General features: G+C 73.4%; 17 protein-coding genes. 10 read left to right on the top strand and 7 right to left on the bottom strand.

Annotated elements, in window-relative coordinates:
- Positions 1–157: 157 nt before the first annotated feature.
- Positions 158–2179, top strand: coding sequence for an alpha-amylase family protein (locus ACIRD3_RS19210; protein WP_402217810.1), 2022 nt, complete (start codon positions 158–160; stop codon positions 2177–2179).
- Positions 2180–2209: 30 nt separating this feature from the next.
- Here ACIRD3_RS19210 and ACIRD3_RS19205 read toward each other — a convergent pair whose 3' ends face one another.
- Both ACIRD3_RS19205 and xylB read right to left on the bottom strand, forming a co-directional pair.
- Positions 2210–3403, bottom strand: a complete 1194-nt coding sequence (locus ACIRD3_RS19205; RefSeq protein WP_402217807.1) for an ROK family protein — start codon at positions 3401–3403, stop codon at positions 2210–2212.
- A 72-nt stretch (positions 3404–3475) separates the two neighbouring features.
- Complete coding sequence (gene xylB / locus ACIRD3_RS19200; RefSeq protein WP_402217804.1) at positions 3476–4906, bottom strand: xylulokinase; 1431 nt, start codon at positions 4904–4906, stop codon at positions 3476–3478.
- Positions 4907–5002: 96 nt separating this feature from the next.
- Here xylB and xylA point away from each other — a divergent pair, with 96 nt between their 5' ends.
- Positions 5003–6175: a xylose isomerase gene (gene xylA / locus ACIRD3_RS19195; RefSeq protein WP_402217801.1), complete on the top strand. Its 1173-nt coding sequence runs from the start codon at positions 5003–5005 to the stop codon at positions 6173–6175.
- Between the two features lie 163 nt (positions 6176–6338).
- On the opposite strand, the gene ACIRD3_RS19190 is transcribed toward xylA, so the two are convergent.
- The 5 genes from ACIRD3_RS19190 to ACIRD3_RS19170 form a co-directional block, all read right to left on the bottom strand.
- On the bottom strand, positions 6339–7427 hold the full coding sequence (locus ACIRD3_RS19190) for an aldose epimerase family protein (RefSeq protein ID WP_402217798.1): 1089 nt from the start codon (positions 7425–7427) through the stop codon (positions 6339–6341).
- An 83-nt stretch (positions 7428–7510) separates the two neighbouring features.
- Positions 7511–9019: an L-arabinose isomerase gene (araA, locus tag ACIRD3_RS19185; protein ID WP_402217796.1), complete on the bottom strand. Its 1509-nt coding sequence runs from the start codon at positions 9017–9019 to the stop codon at positions 7511–7513.
- Positions 9020–9030: 11 nt separating this feature from the next.
- Entirely contained in the window at positions 9031–9744 is a 714-nt protein-coding gene (locus ACIRD3_RS19180; RefSeq protein WP_402217793.1) for an L-ribulose-5-phosphate 4-epimerase, read from the bottom strand.
- Positions 9741–11438: a ribulokinase gene (locus tag ACIRD3_RS19175; protein WP_402217790.1), complete on the bottom strand. Its 1698-nt coding sequence runs from the start codon at positions 11436–11438 to the stop codon at positions 9741–9743. Before ACIRD3_RS19175 ends, ACIRD3_RS19180 begins: the two co-directional genes overlap by 4 nt.
- 410 nt (positions 11439–11848) lie before the next feature.
- The gene (locus tag ACIRD3_RS19170) at positions 11849–12880 is read right to left on the bottom strand and encodes a LacI family DNA-binding transcriptional regulator (RefSeq protein WP_402217787.1); all 1032 of its coding nucleotides are present in this window, start codon (positions 12878–12880) and stop codon (positions 11849–11851) included.
- 945 nt (positions 12881–13825) lie between these two features.
- Here ACIRD3_RS19170 and ACIRD3_RS19165 point away from each other — a divergent pair.
- The 8 genes from ACIRD3_RS19165 to ACIRD3_RS19130 all read left to right on the top strand — a co-directional run bounded on the left by ACIRD3_RS19165 (position 13826) and on the right by ACIRD3_RS19130 (position 22463).
- Positions 13826–14179: a hypothetical protein gene (locus ACIRD3_RS19165; RefSeq protein WP_402217784.1), complete on the top strand. Its 354-nt coding sequence runs from the start codon at positions 13826–13828 to the stop codon at positions 14177–14179.
- A gap of 177 nt (positions 14180–14356) precedes the next feature.
- Positions 14357–15037 carry a hypothetical protein gene (locus ACIRD3_RS19160; protein WP_402217782.1) on the top strand — a complete coding sequence of 227 codons (681 nt, stop codon included), beginning with the start codon at positions 14357–14359 and terminating at the stop codon, positions 15035–15037.
- A 513-nt stretch (positions 15038–15550) separates the two neighbouring features.
- Positions 15551–16645, top strand: a complete 1095-nt coding sequence (gene chvE, locus ACIRD3_RS19155) for a multiple monosaccharide ABC transporter substrate-binding protein (protein WP_402217779.1) — start codon at positions 15551–15553, stop codon at positions 16643–16645.
- A 117-nt stretch (positions 16646–16762) separates the two neighbouring features.
- A complete protein-coding gene (gene mmsA, locus ACIRD3_RS19150; RefSeq protein WP_402217776.1) occupies positions 16763–18310 on the top strand; it encodes a multiple monosaccharide ABC transporter ATP-binding protein in 1548 nt (515 codons plus the stop codon).
- Between the two features lie 3 nt (positions 18311–18313).
- The gene (gene mmsB, locus ACIRD3_RS19145; RefSeq protein WP_402217773.1) at positions 18314–19549 is read left to right on the top strand and encodes a multiple monosaccharide ABC transporter permease; all 1236 of its coding nucleotides are present in this window, start codon (positions 18314–18316) and stop codon (positions 19547–19549) included.
- A gap of 396 nt (positions 19550–19945) precedes the next feature.
- Positions 19946–20983, top strand: coding sequence for an expansin EXLX1 family cellulose-binding protein (locus tag ACIRD3_RS19140; RefSeq protein WP_402217771.1), 1038 nt, complete (start codon positions 19946–19948; stop codon positions 20981–20983).
- A 131-nt stretch (positions 20984–21114) separates the two neighbouring features.
- Positions 21115–21648 (top strand): SigE family RNA polymerase sigma factor, encoded by a 534-nt coding sequence (locus ACIRD3_RS19135; protein ID WP_402217769.1) that lies wholly within the window; start codon positions 21115–21117, stop codon positions 21646–21648.
- Positions 21645–22463, top strand: a complete 819-nt coding sequence (locus ACIRD3_RS19130; protein ID WP_402217766.1) for a hypothetical protein — start codon at positions 21645–21647, stop codon at positions 22461–22463. The genes ACIRD3_RS19135 and ACIRD3_RS19130 overlap by 4 nt, the downstream gene beginning before the upstream one ends.
- Positions 22464–22544: the final 81 nt, after the last annotated feature.

Here is a 22544-nt window from a genome sequence, read left to right as displayed (position 1 = left end):
CACCGGAAGAGATCCCATGTCTCGGCGACGGCGGGATCACCCGATCCTCGGGTCGGGCGCCGCGGCCCTCGCGGACTCAGCGACCTGACAGGCGATTTCGCGGATCGTCCCGCGGACCTTCTGGACGCCACGACTGCTTCTCCGATAGACCCGTCCCATGACTCTCGGAGATGTTAGCGTTCACACGAGCGACCGCTTCCCCCGGCGAACCGTGCACCTGGACTTCCACACCGGTCCCGACATCCCCGACGTGGGAAGGGACTTCGATCCGGTGACCTTCGCCCGGACCTTCCAGGACGCCCACGTCGACAGCGTCACCCTCTTCGCCAAGTGCCACCACGGCCACCTCTACTACGGGACCGACCGGCCGGAGCGCCACCCTGGCCTCGCCCCGGACCAGGACCTGCTCACCGAACAGGTCCGGGCCCTGAACGCCGTGGGCATCCGCACGCCGATCTACCTCTCCCTCCAGGTCGACGAGTACGCGGCCCGGGAGCACCCCGAGTGGATCGCCCTCGGCGAGGACCTGAAGCTCGCCCGCTGGAGCGCCTCGGCCTTCGAGGCGGCCTGGAACGTCCTCGACATGTCCAGCCCCTACGCCGACCACTTCGCCGACCAGCTGGACGAGGTGCTGCGCCGCTTCGCCCCGGTCGACGGGATCTTCATCGACATGTGCTGGAACCAGCCGAGCGTCAGCCGCTGGGCGGTGGACGGGATGCGCCGCGAGGGCCTCGACCCGGCCGACGCGGACCACCGCGACCGCTACGCCGACCTGGTGGCCAAGCGCTACATGGCCCGCTACTCCGCGATGGTGGAGAAGGCGCTGCCCGCGGACGCCGTCCAGGGCGTCTGGTTCAACAGCCGCCCCAAGACCGGGCTGCCCGAGGAGCGGCAGTTCCTGCGGCACGTCGAGGTCGAGGGCCTGCCGACCGGCGGCTGGGGCTACGCCTTCCTGCCGTACGTGGCCCGGTTCGTCCGCCCGCTGGGGCTGCCCGTGCTCAGCCACACCGGGCGCTTCCACGAGAGCTGGGGGGACAACGCCGCCCTCAAGCCCGGGGCCGCGCTGCTCTACGAGTGCAGTCAGATGCTGGCCCAAGGCCTGACCAGCGGCGTGGGCGACGTGCTGCACCCGCGCGGGGTGCCCGCCCGGGCCGCGTACGAGCTGATCGGCTCGGTCTACCGGCACATCGCGCGGTGCGAACCGTTCCTCGACGGCGGACGGGTCGTCAGCGAGGTCGCCCTCGTCGTCGACCCCGCGCTCGGCGACAACCCCGGCGCGGGCAACATCGGTGCGGTCCGGGCACTGCAGCAGCTGCGGGTCCAGTTCGACGTGGTCCCGCCGACCGCCGACCTGGGCGGCTACCGGGCCGTCGTGGTACCGGAGAGCACTCCCGTCGACGACGAGCTGGCCGAGCGGCTGGACGCCTACCGGCGGGGCGGCGGCGCCGTGCTGCTGGTCGGTCCGGCCCTGCTCAGGAACGGCACCGGGGCCGGCGTGCCCGCCCTGCCCGCGCTGCCCGGCCTCCCGGTCGAGGGTCTGGCACCGGCCCCGGTCGGCGAGTCCTTCCTCGCCTGCCAGAACGTGCCCGGCGTCCCCGAGGACTTCCCGGTCATCGGCCACGGCTCCCGGCTGACCGCCCGGGCGCTGCCCGGCGCCGAGGTCCTGGCCCGGGTGGTGGCCCCCTACTTCCCGCGCTCCTGGGACCGGTTCTGCGGCCACTCCTACACACCCCCGGCCGACCCGACCGACGAGGCGGCCGTGGTCGTCGGCGACGGGGTGGCCGTGGTGACCGTCCCGCTGCTGGAGGCCTTCCACGAGCACGGCCTGGAGGCGTACCGCCGTCTGCTCGGCGCGGCGCTGGACCGGCTCCTGCCGGATCCGGTCCTGCGGGCCGGCGGGCCGGTCCACCTGGAGACCACCGTGCAGCGCACCGCCACCGGCACGGTGGTGCACCTGATCAGCTTCGTCCCGTCCCGCGAGACGCCGGAGCTCGACCTGGTGCACGACCCCTTCCCGCTGCTCGACGTCCCGGTCGCCCTCCGGCTCGCGGACGCGCCGCGCTCGGTGCGGCTGCAGCCCGCGGGGCAGGACCTGCCCTGGCGGCACGACGGCGCGTACGTCCACGTGCGGGTCACCACCCCGGACGGGCACGCGATGGTCGTGGTCGACCACGACTGACCGGCGGGTCCCGGGGCGCTCCCCCGGCCGTCAGCGGACGGGCAGCAGCGTGGGGTCCGCCATGATCCGGCGGACGCCGGTCCGCGCCGCGCCCAGCACGGGGCCGCGCCGCCCCAGGGCGGACGGACGCAGCGCCTCCGCGGTCCACGGCCGGACGGTGACCCGGTCGGCGAGCTCGGCCCGGACGGAGGGCAGCAGCCACTCGGCCAGTTCGGCGTAGGTGCCGCCGAGGACGAGACCGTCCGGGTCGATGAGGTCGACGGCGGAGGTGAGGGCGAGGCCGAGGGCGCGGCCGGCCCGGTCCAGCGCCGCCAGGGTCGGTGCGTGCCCGGCGGAGGCCCGCTCCGCCAGCAGGACGACCGGGTCGCCGGCCTCCGCGGCACCCGGCGCGCCCGGGCCGTACTGCGGGAGGCCGGCCTCGCGCAGTACGGCCGCCTGGCCCGCGTACTGCTCCAGGCAGCCGCGCGCGCCGCAGGGGCACGGCAGGCCGTCCGGGTGGACGGGGACGTGGCCGAGTTCGCCGGCGAAGCCGCGGGCGCCGCGGAACAGCCGCCCGTCGATGACCAGGGCGGCTCCGATCCCGGCGTCCGCGGAGACGTGCACGAAGGTCTGCTCGGCCTGCTCGGCGCTCCAGTACTCGGCCAGCGCCCCGAGGTTGGCCTCGTTCTCCGGCTCGGGCACGGTGGCCGGGTCGGGCCAGTGGTCGGCGACGTCGAGGGCGCACCAGCCGAGGTTGGGCGCGCGCTCGACCCGCCCGACCGGTCCGTTCGGGACCACGCCGGGCACGGCCAGCACCCGGCCCTCCACGCGCAGCCCGAGGCCGTGGGCCTCGGCCTCCGCCTCGGCGGCCAGCGCGGCGAGCTCCGCCAGCACCTGCCCCGCCGGTCGGCCGGCGTTCGCCCGGTCCGCCCGGCGCCACACCCGGGGTTCGCCGCGCAGGTCCACGACGCACGCGCCGAGGTGGGTGACACCGATCTCCAGACCGAGGCCGGCCGGGCCCTCGTCGCTCACCGACAGCGCGCGCCCGGGGCGGCCGACCCGACCGTCGGGTGCGGTCTCCGCCTCGGTCAGGGCGCCCCGTCCGATCAGTTCGTCGACCAGCGAGGAGACGGCGGCCCTGGTCAGGCCGACGCGTCCGGCGACGTCGGCGCGCGACAGCGGTCGGGCGAGCGGGCTGTGCGCGGCGACCGCGCCGAGGACCACCGAGAGGTTCCGCCGGCGCATGTCCTGTTGCGACGCGGGTCCGCTCCCCCGGCTGGTCCCCGCTCTGCCGACCACTGTCACGCGCCGCCCCTCCTACCGGTCCCCGGCCGGGGCTCCCTGCAAGGCCCCGGCCCGACGCAGGGTATCGCCGATCCGTTCGAGTGCGTCCACGTCCCGTGCCACGGGCTCCAGCAGTGGCCCTTCGGCGGTGCGCCAGCGGCGGGCCACCGCGTCGGCGGGCTCGCCGGTGAGCAGCGCGGCGGCCTGGGCGGCCGCGCCGAGCGCGACCAGCTCCCGGGCCTCGGGCACCCGGACGGCCCGGCCCGACAGCCGCAGGACGGTCCGCTGCCAGGCGCGGCCGCGGGCGCCGCCGCCGATCAGCAGCAGCGGCTCGTCGCCCGGCCCGGCCCCGCCGCCGGCGCGCAGCACGTCGTCCAGGGCGGTGAGCAGGGCGTGGGCGGCGCCGTCGTAGGCGGCCTGGAGCAGCTGCCCCGGGGTGGTGTCGTGGCGCAGCCCGTGGACCAGGCCGGAGGCGGTCGGGAGGTCCGGTGTGCGCTCGCCGTCCAGGTAGGGCAGCACCACCGCGGTGCCGCCGGCCTCGACCTCCTCGCGCCCGCGTCCGAGCAGGGTGGCGAAGCGGTCGACGGCGAGGGTGCAGTTGAGCGTGCAGGCCAGCGGCAGCCAGCCGCCGAGGGCGTCGGCGAAGCCCGCGACCGTCCCGCTCGGGTCCACCGGCCGCTCCCGGCCGACGGCGTAGACCGTCCCGGAGGTGCCGAGGCTGAGCACCGGCTGTCCGGGCCGCAGGCCCAGCCCGAGGGCGGCGGCCATGTTGTCCCCGGTACCGGCGGCGACGAGGGCGCCCTCGCGCAGCACCGTCCCCGGGCGGACCGCGCCGGCCCGCGCGCCGGGGCTGAGGACCCGGGGCAGCAGGGCGGGGTCGAGGCCGATGCGGTCGAGCAGGTCCTTGTCGTAGCCGTCCGGCCCCCACCAGCCGGTGCCGGAGGCGTCACCGCGGTCGGTCACCGCCTCCCCGGTCAGCCGCTCGGTCAGGAAGTCGTGCGGGAGGCGGACGGCGGCGACACGGTCGGCCGCGGCGGGCTCGTGGGCGCGCAGCCAGGCCCACTTGGGGGCGGTGAAGGCGGCGGTCGGCAGGCTCCCGGCGCGCCGGACGAGCTCCGCGGCCCCGATCGCGGCCCGCAGCTCGGCCGCCTGGGGGGCGGAGCGGACGTCGTTCCACAGCAGGGCGGGGCGCACCGGCGCTCCGGCCGCGTCCAGGGTGACCAGGCCGTGCTGCTGGCCGGCGATCGAGACGGCGGCGGCGCGCTCGGCCCAGCCCGTTGCGGCGGCGGCCTCCTCGAACGCCCGCCACCACTGCTCGGGGTCGCTCTCCCGCCCGGCGCCCTCGCTCACCTGGTGCGGGGCGCGGCCCTCGCCCAGCACGGTGCCCGTGTCGATGTCGACGGCGAGGGCCTTGGTGGACTGGGTCGAGCTGTCGACGCCGATCACGACACGCTGCTCAGCCATGCGTTCCTCCGATGGGGGGTTCCTTCTCAGGTTCCGGCATACTAATTTGTTGAGAGCCCTGACAAACACCCCTCCGCACTGTTCCGGAGCCGCTCCATGTCCAGCGACAGCCTCACCCCCACCCCCGCGCACAAGTTCACCTTCGGCCTGTGGACCGTCGGCTGGCAGGGGCGCGACCCCTTCGGCGACGCGACCCGCCCCGCCCTCGACCCGGTCGAGACCGTGCAGCGACTGGCCGAACTCGGCGCCCACGGCGTCACCTTCCACGACGACGACCTGATCCCCTTCGGCGCGGGCGACGCCACCCGCGAGGAGACGGTCAAGCGCTTCCGCGCCGCACTGGACGCCGCCGGGCTGAAGGTCCCGATGGCGACCACCAACCTGTTCACCCACCCCGTCTTCAAGGACGGCGCGTTCACCGCCAACGACCGCGACGTCCGGCGCTACGCGCTGCGCAAGACGATCCGCAACATCGACCTGGCCGTGGAGCTCGGCGCCTCGGTCTACGTCGCCTGGGGCGGCCGCGAGGGCGCGGAGTCGGGCGCGGCCAAGGACGTGCGCACCGCGCTGGACCGGCTGAAGGAGGCCTTCGACCTGCTGGGCGAGTACGTCGAACAGCAGGGCTACGACCTGCGGTTCGCGATCGAGCCCAAGCCCAACGAGCCGCGCGGCGACATCCTGCTGCCCACCGTCGGCCACGCCCTGGCGTTCATCAACGCGCTGGAGCGCCCCGAGCGGGTCGGCCTCAACCCGGAGGTCGGCCACGAGCAGATGGCCGGGCTGAACTTCCCGCACGGCATCGCCCAGGCCCTGTGGCACGACAAGCTGTTCCACATCGACCTCAACGGCCAGTCCGGCATCAAGTACGACCAGGACCTGCGCTTCGGCGCCGGCGACCTCCGGCAGGCCTTCTGGCTGGTCGACCTGCTGGAGTCGGCGGGCTACGACGGCCCGCGGCACTTCGACTTCAAGCCGCCGCGCACCGAGGACTTCGACGGCGTCTGGGCCTCGGCGGCCGGCTGCATGCGCAACTACCTGCTGCTGGCCGAGCGTTCCCGCGCCTTCCGGGCCGACCCGGAGGTGCAGGCCGCGCTCGCCGCCTCCCGGCTGCCCGAGCTGGCCCTGCCCACCGCCGGGGACGGCCTGGCCGGACTGCTGGCGGACCGCTCCGCCTTCGAGGAGTTCGACGTCGAGGCCGCCGCCCGGCGCGGCATGGCCTTCGAGCAGCTGGACCAGCTCGCGCTCGAACACCTCCTCGGCGCACGCTAGGACGACAGGTGCACGGGCCGGGTCGCGCCACCGGCGCGGCCCGGCCCGTCGCATGCCCCCCCCGGCGGGCGTCCGAGGTCCTCGGCACGGTCCGGGCGACGACGTGAAGGGGCGGCGGGCCCCTGCCGGCCCGCCGCCCCCGTTCCCCTCGACGGACCGTCCGCTAGTCCGCCGAGAAGCAGTACACCGTCGTCGAGCGGAACTCCTCGTCCGGGCGCAGGACGGTGGAGGGGTACTCGGGACGGTTCGGCGAGTCCGGGAAGTGCTGCGTTTCCAGCGCGATGCCCGCGTACGCGTGGTAGGGGCGGCCGGAGCGACCGGTCAGCGAGCCGTCGAAGTGGTTGCCGGTGTAGACCTGGATGCCCGGTTCCGTCGTCAGGCACTCGACGCGCCGGCCGCTCGCCGGGTGGCTCAGCACGGCGGCCCTGCGGAACCCGTTCCCGGCGAGCACCCAGTTGTGGTCGAAGCCCCCGCCGGCCCCGCGGATCTGCGGGTCCGGGTCGGCGACGCGCTCGCCGAGCACCGCCGCCTCGCGCAGGTCGAAGGGCGTGCCGGCGACCCGGGCGACCGGGCCGAGCGGGATCAGGTCCGCGTCGACCGGCAGGTACCCCGGGGCGTTCACCCGGAGCAGGTGGTCGAGCACGGTTCCGCTGCCCTCGCCGGCCAGGTTGAAGTACGCGTGGTTGGTGAGGTTGACGACCGTGGGGGCGTCGGTGGTCGCCCGGTAGCCGATCCAGAGCGCGCCGGCCGGGTCGAGCAGGTACGTCACCTCGGCGTCGACCGCCCCCGGGAACCCCTGGTCGCCGTCGGGGCTGTGCAGCCGGAGCCGCACGCCGGCCCGCCGTCCCTCCCGAACCGGGACCCCCTCCCAGAGCCGGGTGGCGAAGCCGTCCGTTCCCCCGTGCAGGGTGTGGCCGCCGGGCTGGGTCGTCAGCCGGTGCGTGGTGCCGCCGAGCGGCAGCCGGCCGTCGGCGATCCGGTTGGCGTACCGGCCGACGGTGGCGCCGAAGTAGGCGGCCCCGCCGAGCAGGTCCTCGACGTCCTCGCAGCCCAGCACGACGTTCGCCCGCCGGCCGTGCCGGTCCGGGGCGTGCAGGGCGTGGAGGCGGGCACCCAGGCTGAGCACCTCCGCCGTGGGGCCCTCCGCCGAACCGATGGTCCACTGGGTGACCGGCCGGCCGTCCGGCAGGACGGCGGCGACCTTCTGGCAGACCGTCAGCTCACCCGGGGACACCAGGGCTTCTTCCGGCACGGGCTTGCTCCGTTCTCGCGGGACCGGGGGAAAGCGGTGACGCCCGCCGGACGGGCGGGCGTCACCGGTACCGGACAGGGGTCTCACAGCCCCTGGGCCAGGCGGTGGTAGGCCTGGTTCCAGCGCAGCTCCTTGGTGAACCGGCGGATGGTGGTGTCGTCGTCGATCATCACCAGCTCCACGCCGAGCATGTCGGCGAGGTCCTCCAGCTCCTCGGTCCCGAGTGCGCCGGAGAGCACGGTGTGGTGCGGCCCGCCGGCCGTCAGCCAGGCCTCGGTGGAGGTGTGCAGGTCCGGGCGCGGCCGCCAGACGGCGCGGGCGACGGGCAGGTTGGGCAGCGGCGCCGGCGGCGCGACCACGTCGACCTCGTTGGCGACCAGCCGGAAGCGGTCGCCGAGGTCGGCGAGGCCGATCACCACCGCGGGGCCGGGTTCGGCGTCGAAGACCAGCCGGACCGGGTCCTCGCGCCCGCCGATGGAGAGCGGGTGGATCTCGCAGGAGGGGATGGCCGCCGCGATGCTCGGGCAGACCTCCAGCATGTGGGCGCCGAGGATCAGCTCCTGGCCGAACTCCAGGTGGTACGTGTAGTCCTCCATGAAGGAGGTGCCGCCGGGCAGTCCGGTGGCGGCCGCCTTGAGGGTGCGCAGCAGGGTGGCGGTCTTCCAGTCGCCCTCGCCGCCGAAGCCGTAGCCGTCGGCCATCAGCCGCTGCACGGCGAGGCCGGGCAGCTGGCGCAGTCCGCCGAGGTCCTCGAAGTTGGTGGTGAAGGCCCGGAAGCCGCCCTGCTCCAGGAAACCGCGCAGACCGAGTTCGATCCTCGCCGCGTACCGCAGCGACTCGTGGCGCTCCCCGCCGGCCCGCAGCTCGGGGGCGAGGAGGTAGGCGTCCTGGTACTCCTTGACCAGCGCGGTGACGGCGCCGTCGTCCGTCGCGTCCACGGCGGCGACGAGGTCGTTGACGCCGTAGGTGTTGACCGAGACGCCGAAGCGCCGCTGGGCCTCGACCTTGTCGCCCTCGGTGACCGCGACGTCGCGCATGTTGTCGCCGAAGCGGGCGAGCTTGAGGCTGCGCAGTTCGGCGCGGCCGGCGGCGGCGCGGGCCCAGGCGGCGATCCTGGCGGACACGGTCGGGTCGCTGACGTGGCCGGCGACGGTCTTGCGCGGCACCCCGAGGCGGGACTGGATGTAGCCGAACTCCCGGTCGCCGTGGGCGGCCTGGTTCAGGTTCATGAAGTCCATGTCGATGGTCTGCCAGGGCAGATCGACGTTGGCCTGGGTGTGCAGGTGGAGCAGCGGCTTCTGCAGGGCGTCCAGCCCGGCGATCCACATCTTCGCCGGGGAGAAGGTGTGCATCCAGGCGATCAGGCCGATGCAGTCGTCCGCGGAGTTGGCGTCCAGGCAGATCCGGCGGATCGCCTCGGCGTCGGTGAGGACGGGCTTCCAGACGATCTCGACCGGCAGCACGAGGTCACGGTTCAACTCCTCGGCGATCCGCCGGGACTGCTCCGCCACCTGGCGCAGCGTGTCCTCGCCGTAGAGCCCCTGACTTCCGGTCAGGAACCAGACCTGACGGCCCTCCAGTGGCTTCTTCATGGGGTGGCTCCTCACCGGGCCTGGGTCTGGCCGTAGACGTTCTGGTAGCGGAAGTTGAGGCTGTCGATGTCCGCCTGGGCGATCGGCAGCGGTTCGCCGAGCTGGCGGGAGAGGTGGACGGTGCGGGCGACGTCCTCGCACATCACGGCGGCCTTCACGGCGGCCTTGGCGTCCTCGCCGATGGTGAACACACCGTGGTTCTGCATCAGGACGGCGGGCGAGCGGTGGCCCTTGAGGGTGTCCACGATGCCGCGGCCGATGGAGTCGTCGCCGATCAGGGCGAACGGGCCGACCGGGATCTCGGCGCCGAACTCGTCGGCCATCGCGGTGAGCACGCAGGGGACGGCCTCGCCGCGGGCCGCCCAGGCGCAGGCGTAGGTGGAGTGGGTGTGGACCACCCCGCCGACCTCGGGCAGGTGGCGGTAGACGTAGGCGTGCGCGGCGGTGTCGGAGGAGGGCGCGTGGTCGCCCTCGACGACGTTGCCGTCCAGGTCGCAGACGATCATGTTCTGCGGCGTCAGCTCGTCGTAGGAGACGCCGCTGGGCTTGATGACCAGCAGGTCCTCGCCGGGGACGCGGGCGGAGACGTTGCCGGCGGTCCAGACCACCAGGTTGTAGCGGACCAGCTCCTGGTGCAGGTCGCTGACCTGGCGGCGGATCAGGTCGACGGTGCCGTTGGTCGGGTTGGTCGGGTTGGTCCCGTTGGTTGCTTTGGCGGCGTTCACAAGGCCTCGCTCGGTGTGGTGAGGGCGGCGTTCCGGATGTCGCGCAGGCGGTGCAGGAGCTTGTCGGCGCCGAGGCCGAAGTGGTCGTGCAGCGCGCGGTACTCGGCGAAGAGCAGGTCGTAGGTGTCGGCGGCGGCCGGGTCCGGCCGGTAGGCACCCTGCTGCACGCGGCCCATGGCCTCGGCCGCGGTCCGCACGTCCGGGTACGCCCCGGCGGCGACGGCGGCGTGGATCGCGGAGCCGAGCGCCGGGCCCTGCTCCGACTCGGCGACGGAGACCGGGCGGCGCAGCACGTCGGCGTAGATCTGCATCAGCAGGGCGTTCTTCTTGAGGCCGCCGGTGACGATGAACTCGGTGACCGGGACCCCGCCCCGCTCCAGGGCCTCGACGATGACCCGGGTGCCGAAGGCGGTGGCCTCCAGCAGGGCCCGGTAGATCTCCTCGGGGCGGGTGGCGAGGGTGAGCCCGACGATCACGCCGGACAGGTGGTGGTCGACCAGGGTGGAACGGTTGCCGTTCATCCAGTCGAGCGCCACCAGGCCGTGCGCGCCGACGGGCTGGGCGGCGGCCTTGCGGGTGAGCAGCCGGTGCAGGTCCTCGCCGTTGGCCTCGGCCTCGGCGAGGTAGTCGGCCGGTACGCCCTGGCGCAGCCACCAGGCGAAGATGTCGCCGACGGCGCTCTGGCCGGCCTCGTAGCCGCAGGAGCCGGTGACGATGCCGTCCTCCACCACGCCGCAGATGCCGGGGACGTCGGCGAGCGTCGCGCCGTTGACGACGTGGCAGGTGGACGTCCCCATGATCGCGAGGAGTCGGCCGTTGTCGACGGCGCGGGCGGCCGGAGCGGCGACGTGGGCGTCGACGTTGCCGGCGGCGACCGCGATGCCCTCCGGCAGACCGGTCCACTCGGCGGCCCGTGCGGTGAGCGAGCCGACCCGGGAACCGAGCGGGGAGAGCGGGTGCTCCAGGCGGGTCCGGGCGAAGTCGGCGAAGTCCGGGTGGAGCGCGGCGAGGTAGTCCTCGCTCGGGTAGCTCCCGTCCTGGTGGATGCCCTTGTAGCCGGCCGTGCAGGTGTTGCGGCTCTCGGCGCCGGTGAGCTGCCAGACGATCCAGTCGGCGGCCTCGATCCAGCGGGCGGTCGCGGCGTAGACCTCCGGGTCCTCCTCCAGGACCTGGAGGGCCTTGGCGTACTGCCACTCGGCGGAGATCCGGCCGCCGTACCGGGAGATCCACTTCTCGCCCCGGGCGTGGGCCAGGGCGTTGATCCGGTCGGCCTGTCCCTGGGCGGCGTGGTGCTTCCAGAGCTTGGGCCAGGCGTGCGGGCGGGGCGCCCACTCGGGCGTCTCGGCGAGCGGGGTGCCGTCGGCGAGTGCCGGCAGGACGGTGCAGGCCGTGAAGTCGGTGGCGATCCCGATGACGTCCGCCGGGTCGACGCCGGAGGCGGCGAGCGCGGACGGGACGGCGGTGCGCAGCACCTCACGCCAGTCCGCCGGGTGCTGCAGCGCCCAGTCGGGCGGCAACGGCTTTCCGGTGCCGGGCAGTTCGCGCTCGATGACGGCGTGCGAGTACTCGTGGACGGCGGTGCCCACCTCCTCGCCGTCCCGGACCCGGACCACGACGGCGCGGCCGGAGAGGGTGCCGAAGTCGATGCCGACCACGTAGCGGTCCGTCTCGGGGGCGGCGGGAGTGACGGTCACGTGCTCATCCTTCGTACGGGGGAACGGCGTTGGTGCCGTGAGCAAGAGGGTGTCGCCTGTCGCCGGTGCGGTCCGTGACCGGGGCAGGGTGGAGCGCACCGGCGACAGGCTCCGTTCCGCTACCTCTCCCTCATGAAGGGCGGAACGAGTGGCCGCCGACCGGGCGCTCGGAAGCGGGCGGTGCGAACGCCCGGTCGGCGGAGTTGGGAGGGCGTCTTTGTTAACGCTCACGGAGATTGTTAACGCTCACAACGCCGGTGTCAAGGTAAGTTGCCTGGTCGGGAAGCTCCCTGCGGAAGGCGGGGTTCAGGGGCGCGGCAGCGGACCCGGACGGCGGCCGAAAGCCCGCGCCGGTGGGCGGTCGGATGCCCGCGCCGGCGGGCGGTCGGACGTCCGCGCCCGGCAGTGGTTCACCGCCGGGGGGCGGGCCCCACGCTGCGGCGCATCACCAGCTCGGGGGTGATCTGCAGATGGGTCGGCGAGGGCCTGGCGCCCTCCAGCTCCCCCACCAGCAACTCCAGGGCCCGCCTGCCGAGTTCACCGAAGTCCTGCCGCACGGTGGTCAGCGGCGGGGTGAAGTAGGCGGCCTCCGGGATGTCGTCGAAGCCGACCACGCTGATCTCCTCCGGCACCGCCCGGCCGGCCTCGTGCAGGGCCCGCAGCAGACCGAGGGCCATGTGGTCGTTGGCGCAGAACACCGCGGTGACCTCGGGCAGCCGGGCGATCCGCAGGCCCGCCTGGTAGCCCGAGCGGGCGCTCCAGTCGCCCCGCTCCACCTCCGGCACGGGGGCGCCGGCCGCCTGCAACGTCAGCCGCCACCCCTCCTCGCGGTCCTGGCTCTCCAGCCAGTTGGCCGGGCCGGCCACGTGGTGCACGGTGCGGTGGCCCAGGTCGAGCAGGTGCCCGGTGGCCTCGCCGGCACCGGAGCGGTTGCCCACCGACACCATGGGCACCCTGGTCTGGTTGCCCGATCCGACCGCGACGATCGGCACCGAGCTGGAGAGCCGGGCCACCGCGCTGACGGCGGAGGTCTGCGGCGCGATCACCACGACGCCCTCCACCCCCTGGTCGCGCAGCCGGTCGACGGCCTCCTGGACCGAGCGGCCGTCCAGCGAGCGCAGGCTGGTCACGCTCACGAAGTACCCCGCGCTGCGCGCCGCCTGCTCGATGCCGTCCAGCATCGAGGCGGGACCGTAGAGCGTCGAGTCGAAGCTGACCACGCCGAGGGTCTGGGAGCGACGGGTGACCAGGGCGCGGGCGGCCGAGTTGGGCCGGTAGTCCAACTCCCGGATGGCGGCCAGCACCCGGTCCCGGGTGTCCGGCCGCACGTGCGGCGCGCCGTTGAGCACCCGGGACACCGTCTGGTGGGACACGCCCGCCAGTTTCGCCACGTCCGCCATCACGGGCTGGCGCTGTTCCGTCCCGGCACTCTCGGTTCCCACGCGTAGTCCCCTCCTCGACTGCGGACCACAGTACGCGACCGGGTCCGGGCCGATCCGTCACCCTCGGTCCATCGGGCGGCTACCTTCTTACCAGTCCCACGGGCCGACCACATGTGGCCATTGCGGCAGGTGAGCGTTCACGGGTGTGCCCCAACCACCAAAAACGGGCCGGATCGGACGTCGCGGACCCGGACGCGGTCCCGACAACTCCGACGTCTTCCCCTTCAGCGGCCGGGTCACACCACGACGGCCGGGGCCGGGCGAGCGCGCACCGCGGCCGGCGGCGCCGTCCGGATCCCGCGGCAGGGCGAAGGACAGCCACGGCGCGGGACAGCGGCCACCGGTCCCGTACGCGCCCGGGCACCGCGTGGCGCCGGAGAGGAAGGGGTACCCCGGCGCCCTCGTCGTTGACGCCACCGAGGCCGAGGGTGATCGCGTCCTCCGCGTGCACCGGGTCGCAACCCGACGCAGTCGAAGCACGTCGGCGCGGGTGCCGCCGCACCCTGGCGGCCGCACCCCGTCGAGACGTCCGCCGGCCTCTCCTGACCCGCCGCCAGCACGTCCGGTCGGTACCTGGCGTAGCGTCAGAGTCGGTGCCCCATCGGCTCGCTGACGGTTCGTCGTGCGCACCGCGCGCCGGCACTCCTGGCATGGCTCTGGAGCCGCGAGGAGGTCGCGCTGCGCACCCTCATCAGCGCCCCGCCCGCCCGCCCCCGCCTGACGGTGACGATGCCGCGGTGGGCCGACCGGAAGGGGCCCGCCCCCGTGGGCCCGCGCGGCGGGCCCACGGTCAGGTGCGCGGTGCGGCGCCGGACTGCGTCCGCCAGCGGGTGCCGATCGCGCACAGGAGGCTGTCGTAGACGCCGAGGTAGCGGAAGGGCCTGATGCCGGCCATGTAGAGGCGGCCGGAAGGACCGTACCTGGGAGCGGGAAGCCGCGGAAGCGGTGACCGAGGAGGTCGAGGACGGCGGCGGGGACGCCAGGGCCCGGCTCGACCGGCTCTTCACCATCACCGCGGCCGCCGACGGGCCGGCCCGCGGCGTCGCCCTGGAACTCGCCGTCCGCGACCGGGCACGACGCGAGGACGCCGTGGCGGAGCGGCTACGGCGGGTGGACAACCGGCGGATGGAGTACCTGCGCTCCCTGTTCGGCTCGTTCTGCTCGGACGAGCAGGAAGTCGAGCCGCGCTGCATGCTGACCTCCTCCATCCGCCTCGGCAGCCATCTCCTCGCCGCCGGCCACGGGGCACTGAGCCGCGTCGAAGTGATGGAGCCGGCCAGGAAACGCCTCCTGCCCTAGCCACAGCCCTCCGGGCGTCAGGAGACGGCCCACTGACCGGTGCCGGGAGGGACCCGCCGTCCACGGTGAGCCGGGATCCTCACGGCCCTCGGAAAGGCCGGGACCGCTCATCGCCGATCCGTCGTGGCTCGCGCGCCGGCGCTTGCGTCCTCGCCGGCCCCGGTGCACGATCGGCCGATGTTCGAGTTGCTGCCCGGCACCGGGGTCGCCCTGCCCGGCGACACGGGCACCCTCCGCTTCGGGGCGGACGCGCAGACGGCGGCCGAGGTTCTGACGGGGCTCGGTCACGTCCGGCCGCTGTCCGAAGCCCCCTGGATCCTCACCGCCCGCTGGGGCGACGTCGAAGTGACCGCCCACGCGGGCCAGGCGGACCGGCCCGCGGGCGGGCCCGGCGAACTGCCCCTGCGCTCCATCGTGTTCAGTCGCGGCCGGTCGGCCTCGCGCGTCCCGGGCGGCATACCCGTCGTCCTCGGAGAAGTCGACCTGTTCGGCTACCCGGCCGCAGAGGTGCTGGAGGCCGTCGGTGACCACTGGCCTGCGGAGCTGGAGATCCGGTGCGCTGACGAGCGCGGCTACCTGACGAGCGTCGCCCTGTGCGCCACGGCGCCGAACGAGCCGGCCGGCCGCCGTGCCCGGGCTGCGGCCGAGGCGGCCGAGGTCGAGCGCGCCCTGGTCGAGCTGGAGCCGCTGTGGACCACGGAACGCGACCAGTGGCAGCTGCTGGAGGCCGGCGGCGGTCACCTGCCCCGCCACCGGGGCGATCAGACCGTGCTGCTGATCTGCGACGAGGCCGTGGCCCGACGGGTCACCGCCGCGATGCTCGCGGCCGGCGTGGAGGTCGTCCCGGAGCAGTCCTGAGACGCTGCGGGACCGGGCGATCGATCCACCTCCGAGCTGGTGACCCGGGTGCTCGACGGGCGCCTGGACCTCCTGTTCTCCGGAGGCTGCGGGGCCCGGAAGGCGACCGGCGACGACCCGACCAGCGCCGGCCCGGCCGACGCCGACCCGAACCCGGCCACCCGACCGACCGGGCCGGCGCCGCCCGCGCGCCGGGCGCCACCTCCCGGATCGACACCTGATGTTCACCAGGAATTCGCCGAACGCCCACCCGGCGGACCCCGACCGGCGCCGCACCCCCGATCGGCCGTGTCCAGGCGGGCCGAACGCCCGCGCGCCGCTATCCAACAGTGATCTAAGGGCCCTTGACGCCACGGTTGTTAGCGTTAACACTCATGTCACGCCAGGCCAGGACGTCTGTAACATCGACGACTCCCGACTCGAGGACCGACTCCCGGCCGGCCCCGCCCGACCGCTACCAGTCGCCCAGTCAGGGTCGCTCTGCGTCGGTCGCGGAACATCACTGGAGGAACTGTGCGGAAGATTTCGGCGGGCCTCGTCGCCGCGGGCCTGGTGCTCTCGCTGGCGGCCTGCGGCCAGAGCGCCAACGGCGCCGGTGACGGCCCGGCCAAGGGAGACGCCAAGGGCGGCCTGGTCGGCATCGCGATGCCGACCAAGTCGTCGGAACGCTGGATCAACGACGGCAACAACATGGTCAAGGAGTTCCAGGCCAAGGGCTACAAGACCGACCTGCAGTACGGCGACAACGTGGTGGAGAACCAGGTCTCCCAGGTGGAGAACATGATCACCAAGGGCGCCAAGCTGCTGGTGATCGCCGCCATCGACGGCTCCTCCCTCACCAACGTGCTGCAGAAGGCCGCCGACAACCACATCCCGGTGATCTCCTACGACCGGCTGATCCGCGGCACCGCGAACGTCGACTACTACGCGACCTTCGACAACTACAAGGTCGGCGTCCTCCAGGGCAGCTACATCGCCGACAAGCTCGGTCTCAAGGACGGCAAGGGGCCGTTCAACATCGAGCTGTTCGCCGGCTCGCCGGACGACAACAACGCCACCTTCTTCTTCAACGGCGCGATGAGCGTGCTCAAGCCGTACATCGACCAGAAGAAGCTGGTCGTGCAGAGCGGCCAGACCGAGTTCAACCAGGTCGCCACGCTGCGCTGGGACGGCGGTGTCGCCCAGTCCCGGATGGACAACCTGCTGAGCAAGGCCTACACCTCCGCCCACGTCGACGCCGTGCTCTCGCCGTACGACGGCATCTCGATCGGCATCCTCTCCTCGCTGAAGGGCGTCGGGTACGGCACCGCCAAGTCGCTGCCCGTCGTCACCGGCCAGGACGGCGAGCTGGCCTCGGTGAAGTCGATCATCGCGGGCGAGCAGACCCAGACCGTCTACAAGGACACCCGCCAGCTCGCCAAGGCCGCCGTCCAGATGGGCGACGCGGTGCTCACCGGCGGAAAGCCCGAGGTCAACGACACCAGCCAGTACAACAACGGTGTGAAGACCGTCCCGGCCCAGCTGCTCCAGCCGGTCAGCGTCGACAAGGACAACTACCAGCAGGTCCTGGTCGACAGCGGTCAGTACACCGCGGACCAGCTCAAGTAGCCCGCGGGGCCCGGCCGACGGGCCCCGAGCCGAAACCGGCGGTGCGGAACCCGGGCTCCCCGTGAGCCCGGGCCCCCTCCCCCACCGCACCGCCCCGAACGATACGGACGCACACCCATGGCTGGACCCGTTCTCGAAATGCGGTCGATCAGCAAGTCGTTCCCCGGCGTCAAGGCGCTCTCCGAGGTCAACCTCAGCGTCGCCGCCGGCGAGGTGCACGCCATCTGCGGCGAGAACGGCGCCGGCAAGTCCACGCTGATGAAGGTGCTCAGCGGTGTCTACCCGCACGGAAGTTACGAGGGCGAGATCCTCTTCGAGGGCGAGCCCTGCCGGTTCAAGGACATCCGGGCCAGCGAGCAGCGCGGCATCGTCATCATCCACCAGGAACTGGCGCTGGTGCCGTACCTGTCCATCGCCGAGAACATCTTCCTCGGCAACGAGCACGCCTCCCGCGGCATCATCAGCTGGCACCGGACGCTCACCCACGCCGCCGAGCTGCTCCGCCAGGTCGGCCTCGACGAGAGCCCGCACACCCGGATCGCCGACCTCGGCGTGGGCAAGCAGCAGCTGGTGGAGATCGCCAAGGCGCTGGCCAAGAAGGTCAAGCTGCTCATCCTGGACGAGCCGACCGCCGCGCTGAACGACGAGGACAGCCGCAAGCTGCTCGACCTGATCCTCGAACTCAAGGCGCAGGGCATCTCCTGCATCATCATCTCGCACAAGCTGAACGAGATCGCCCGGGTCGCGGACTCCGTGACCATCCTGCGCGACGGGCGGACCATCGAGACCATCGCGATCGGCGCCGGCGGCATCTCCGAGGACCGGATCATCCGCGGCATGGTCGGCCGCGACCTGGAGCACCGCTACCCCGAGCGCACCCCGGACATCGGCGAGGTCGCCTTCGAGGTCGAGGACTGGAGCGTCCGGCACCCCATCGACCAGCAGCGCATGGTGGTGGACGGCGCCTCGCTGAACGTGCGGCGCGGTGAGATCGTCGGCATCGCCGGCCTGATGGGCGCCGGCCGCACCGAACTCGCGATGAGCGTCTTCGGCCGCTCGTACGGGCGCTGGGCGGCCGGCCGGGTACGGCTGCACGGCCGGGAGATCCGCACCCGGACGGTGCCCGAGGCGATCGGGCACGGCATCGCCTACGTCACCGAGGACCGCAAGCAGCTCGGCCTCAACCTGATCGACGACATCAGCCGCAACATCTCGCTGAGCGCCCTCGGCAAGGTCGCCCGGTACGGCCGGGTCGACCGGCACGAGGAGACCAGGGTCGCCGAGTCCTTCCGGCGGACCATGAACATCAAGGCCCCGACGGTGTTCACCCGGACCGGCACGCTCAGCGGCGGCAACCAGCAGAAGGTCGTCCTCAGTAAGTGGATCTTCGCCGAGCCGGAGGTCCTGATCCTCGACGAGCCCACCCGCGGCATCGACATCGGCGCGAAGGCCGAGATCTACACGGTCATCGCCGAGTTGGCCGCCCAGGGCAAGGCGGTGCTCGTCATCTCGTCCGAACTCCCCGAACTCCTGGGCCTGTGCGACCGGATCTACACCATGGCCGAAGGCCGGATCACCGGTGAGGTGGACCGTGCCGACGCCACCCAGGAATCCCTCATGCGGCTCATGACCATGAGCGCCGCATCCAGCAACGAGCAGGTGTGAGGCATGGCCCAGACCGAGATCATCCCGGATTCGTCCCCGAAGGCACCGCAGTCCGGTCCCAGCCCCTCCCTCGGCGGCGTGCTGGCCCGCGCGCTGCGCGGCAACGTGCGCCAGTACGGCATGCTGGTCGCCCTCGCGCTGATCGTGGTGCTGTTCCAGATCTGGACGGACGGCATCCTCCTCCAGCCGCTCAACATCACCAACCTGATCCAGCAGAACGGCTACATCCTCATCCTGGCGATCGGGATGATGATCGTCATCATCGCCGGGCACATCGACCTCTCGGTCGGCTCGCTGGCCGCCTTCGTCGGGGCCGCCGCCGCGGTGATGATGGTCAAGCACCACCTGCCCTGGCCGGTGGCCGTGGTGGCGGCGCTGGTGATCGGCGCCCTCGCCGGCGCCTGGCAGGGCTTCTGGATCGCCTACCTCGGCATCCCGTCCTTCATCGTCACCCTCGCGGGCATGCTGCTGTTCCGCGGCGGCACCCAGATCCTGCTGCAGGGCCAGTCGGTGGCGCCGTTCCCCAAGGGCTTCCAGAGCATCAGCAGCGGCTTCCTCCCCGAGGTCGGGCCGCACACCAACTACCACAACCTCACCCTGCTGCTGGGCCTCGCGGTGCTGGCCGTCGCCGTCCTGCAGGAGGTGCGCGGCCGGCGGCAGACCGCCTCGTACGGGCTGGAGGTGCTCCCGCTCCCGCTGTTCCTCACCAAGCTCGCCGTGATCACGGCGGCCGTGGTCACCTTCACCCTGCTGCTGGCCAGCTACCACGGCGTGCCGATCGTGCTGCTGATCCTCGGCGTGCTGCTGGTCGGCTTCGGCTACCTGATGCGCAACTCGATCATCGGCCGGCACACCTACGCCATCGGCGGCAACGAGCCGGCGGCCAAGCTCTCCGGCGTGAAGAGCAAGCGGGTCGTCTTCCTCGCCTTCACCAACATGGGCGTCCTCGCGGCGCTGGCCGGGCTGGTCTTCGCCGCGCGGCTCAACGCCGGCACCCCGCAGGCCGGCATCAACTTCGAGCTGGAGGCGATCGCCGCCGCCTTCATCGGCGGGGCCTCCGCCAGCGGCGGCGTCGGCACCGTCATGGGCGCGATCATCGGCGGCCTGGTGCTGGGCGTGCTGAACAACGGCATGTCGCTGGTCGGCGTCGGCACCGACTACCAGCAGGTCATCAAGGGCCTGGTGCTGCTCGCGGCGGTCGGCTTCGACGTCTACAACAAGCGCCGGGCCGGTTCCTGACCCGGACCGGTGGGACGAGGGCGGGCGCGGTGTTCCCACACCGCGCCCGCCCTGCCGTGTTTCCGGGGGGTGCCCCTCGGGAGGGAGGCACCCGCGGCGGGTGGCCCCGGGCGAGGCGTGGAACTCGCGGTCGTCCGCGACCACCGCACCGGCTCCGCGCGACTGCCGCCGTGGCCTCGGACACACGCTCGGAAACCTCCTCGGAACGCGCGGCAACCCTTCCGCCGGCGGCGGCAACTGACGGGTGACGCACCGGGGGCGAGGCGCCCGCGGGGCCGAGGAAAAAACCTGCGCCGGAGCGGCAACCTTTCCGGCGCCGGCGACCACCGGTCAGCGCAACGTCGAGTCGACCCCCCGAGGTCGACCCGCTGAAGTCGACCTACCGAATGGACGGGAATGAAGGCAACGAAGCACGCCGCCCCACCGCCGAACCGCAGGCGCGGGTGGGTCCTGGGCATACCGTTGGCGCTGGTCGCGGTCGGGGTCCTGGTCTGCCTGGCCTTCGCGCTCCTGCCGGGCGGCGGGGGTGGCACCGGCGCCGCGGAGCCCGCGGCGGCCTCCGTCGCGGCGACCGAGCCGAGCACCCCGACCGCCACCGGCGCGCCGACCGATCCCACGCCCTCGGCGGCCTCGCCGTCGGCCACCGTCAGCCCCACGCCCACGGCCACGCCCTCGGCCACCGCCACCCCGTCGCCGTCGGCCACCACCACGCCGAAGCCGTCGGCCTCCGGCGTCACGACCGCCGCCAAGGCAGCCCCGTCGGCCGCCCAGGCCGCCGCCGACGGTGCCGGCTCCGCCCCGGCCCCGGCGTCCCTGGCCGGGCGGATCAAGCCCGGGACCAGCTACCAGGGCGTCGCGACCTCCTACGACGCCGCCGACGGCAGCGGCGCCTGCTCGTTCGGCCCGGCCGCCGACCTCATGGTCGCGGCGATGAACCACACCGACTACGAGACTTCCAGGGCGTGCGGGGCGACCGTCCTCGTCCGCGCCGCCAACGGGGCGAGCATCACGGTGCGGATCGTCAACGAGTGCCCGCTGCCCTGCGCGCCCGGGCAACTCGACCTCAGCCACGAGGCCTTCAGCAAGCTCGCGGACCTCTCGGTGGGCCGCCTCCCGATCAGCTGGACGGAGCTGAGCCCCGGCTCGGCGCCCGCCACCATGTCGGTCCGGTACAAGTCCGGCTCCTCCCAGTGGTGGTGCGGGATCCAGGTGATCGGCCACCGGAACCCGGTGGCGACCCTGGAGGTCCGGGCCGGGGGCGGCTGGCGGCAGCTGGCCCGCACCGACTACAACTACTTCCTCTCCCCCGACGGCACCGGGTGCGGTGGGTCGATCAGGGTCACCGACGTCTACGGGGAGCAACTGACCGTCGACGGGCTGCCGGTGAAGCCGGACGTGGTCCAGCCCACCCTCGTCCAGTTCACCCGGCATTGACCGCGCCGCTCGCCCGCCGCCCGGCGATGATCCCCCACCGGGGCGACCACCGCCCCGGCCCGGCTTCCGGCACTGCTACGCTCACGCCTGTTGTTAACGATCACATTGCAGGGAGAGGGCGACCGGGGGAAATGCTCCTCGATGACGCGTCCGTGGAGTTCCACGACTTCTTCGAACGCCACTACGCCGAACTCGCCCGCTTCGCCCACCTCCTGACCGGCGAAGCGGACGCGGCCGACGACATCGCCGCGGACGCCCTGGTCGCCCTGTGGCAACGCTGGGACAGGCTCCGCGCGGCCGACCACCCGCTCGCCTACGCGCGCGGGGTGGTCGCCAACATGGCCCGGGCCCGGATCCGCAGCGCGATCCGCGAACGGCGCCGGGTGCTGGCCTTCTGGTCCCGCGCCCCCGAGAGAACCGACGGCCCCGACGTCCCGGCCGTGCTGGACGTCCGTGCGGCGCTCGACCGGCTGCCGTTCCGCAAGCGGGCGTGCGTGCTGCTGCGCCACGCCTTCGACCTCTCGGAGAAGGACACCGCCGCGGCGCTGGGCATATCAGTCGGTACGGTGAAGAGCCAGACCTCGAAGGGCATGGCCGAGCTGCAGCGCACCCTCGGCGCGCACGCGGTCGGCGTACTGACGACAGGAAGGAGGAACGCACGGTGAACGAGCACATCACCCGGCAGCTGCGCGAGGCCGCCGAAGCCCACCAGCCCGACCGCGCGCGGATCCTGGCCCGCGTCGAACGCGGCGTGGCCGGCCCGCCCGTCCGCCACCGGAGCTCGCCGTTCGCGAGGTCCTGGCCCAAGGCCGCCCTCGCGGGCCTCGCCACCGCCGGCATCCTGGCGACCGGCGGACTCGCCGTCGCCGGAATCGTCGGGACGCCACCGCCGGCGGACACCGTCGTCACCGCTCCGGCCACCCTGAGCCCGACGGCCACCCAGCCGGCCACGCCGTCGCCGGCCAGGCCGACGCCCCCCGCCTCCGGCGCCCCGGTCCCGGCGCCCACCGCCGCGCCGACCAGCACGGCTCCGACCACTGCGGCTCCGACCAGCCCGCGGCCGACACCCACGGCGAGCGGCCGGCCCCAGAACGGTCCGCTGTCGTCGGACGGTTCGGTCGACCCGCACACCACGGTCTACTGGGGCCAGGACAACCTGGTGCTGAAGACCACCCAGCCGCTCACCTCGCTCACCGTCGAGATGCGCGTCGTCCAGACCGGCGAGGTGCGGGACACCGGCAAGTGGCACACGCTCCCGGGCGACGACTTCACCGTCACCGTCCAGGAGTCGGGCGGCGCCCTGGTGTACCGATGGGTCCTCAAGCCGGGCCGCACGGTGCCCGTCGGGCAGTACGAGTTCGCCGACCAGTTCAACCACGCCACCGGCGCGCGCAACACGACCGGCGACACCTACCGCGTCGACGCCCAGTCGGCCGGCGGCCCGGCCTCGGTCTGGGGGGACTTCGCCCCGACGAGGTGACGCCCGTAGGCGCCCGTCGGGGGTGCCCGGGGAATCCAGGACGGATTCCCCGGGCACCCCCGACGGAAGACCCTCCTCCGG

Origin of the sequence: Kitasatospora sp. NPDC093550 (assembly GCF_044764985.1) — a bacterium.
Classification (GTDB): Bacteria; Actinomycetota; Actinomycetes; order Streptomycetales; family Streptomycetaceae; genus Kitasatospora.
The sequence above is the reverse complement of the archived record's forward strand: the minus strand, read 5'-3'. Positions and strand labels throughout refer to the sequence as shown.

What these genes read in the sequence shown, in the direction of transcription:
- ACIRD3_RS19210 (WP_402217810.1), top strand. Translation starts at nt 158, where the DNA reads ATGACTCTCGGAGATGTTAGCGTTCACACGAGCGACCGCTTCCCCCGG.
- ACIRD3_RS19205 (WP_402217807.1), bottom strand. Translation starts at nt 3,403, where the DNA reads ATGCGCCGGCGGAACCTCTCGGTGGTCCTCGGCGCGGTCGCCGCGCAC.
- ACIRD3_RS19135 (WP_402217769.1), top strand. Translation starts at nt 21,115, where the DNA reads ATGCTCCTCGATGACGCGTCCGTGGAGTTCCACGACTTCTTCGAACGC.
- mmsB (WP_402217773.1), top strand. Translation starts at nt 18,314, where the DNA reads ATGGCCCAGACCGAGATCATCCCGGATTCGTCCCCGAAGGCACCGCAG.
- mmsA (WP_402217776.1), top strand. Translation starts at nt 16,763, where the DNA reads ATGGCTGGACCCGTTCTCGAAATGCGGTCGATCAGCAAGTCGTTCCCC.
- araA (WP_402217796.1), bottom strand. Translation starts at nt 9,019, where the DNA reads ATGAAGAAGCCACTGGAGGGCCGTCAGGTCTGGTTCCTGACCGGAAGT.
- ACIRD3_RS19160 (WP_402217782.1), top strand. Translation starts at nt 14,357, where the DNA reads ATGTTCGAGTTGCTGCCCGGCACCGGGGTCGCCCTGCCCGGCGACACG.
- xylB (WP_402217804.1), bottom strand. Translation starts at nt 4,906, where the DNA reads ATGGCTGAGCAGCGTGTCGTGATCGGCGTCGACAGCTCGACCCAGTCC.
- xylA (WP_402217801.1), top strand. Translation starts at nt 5,003, where the DNA reads ATGTCCAGCGACAGCCTCACCCCCACCCCCGCGCACAAGTTCACCTTC.
- ACIRD3_RS19140 (WP_402217771.1), top strand. Translation starts at nt 19,946, where the DNA reads ATGAAGGCAACGAAGCACGCCGCCCCACCGCCGAACCGCAGGCGCGGG.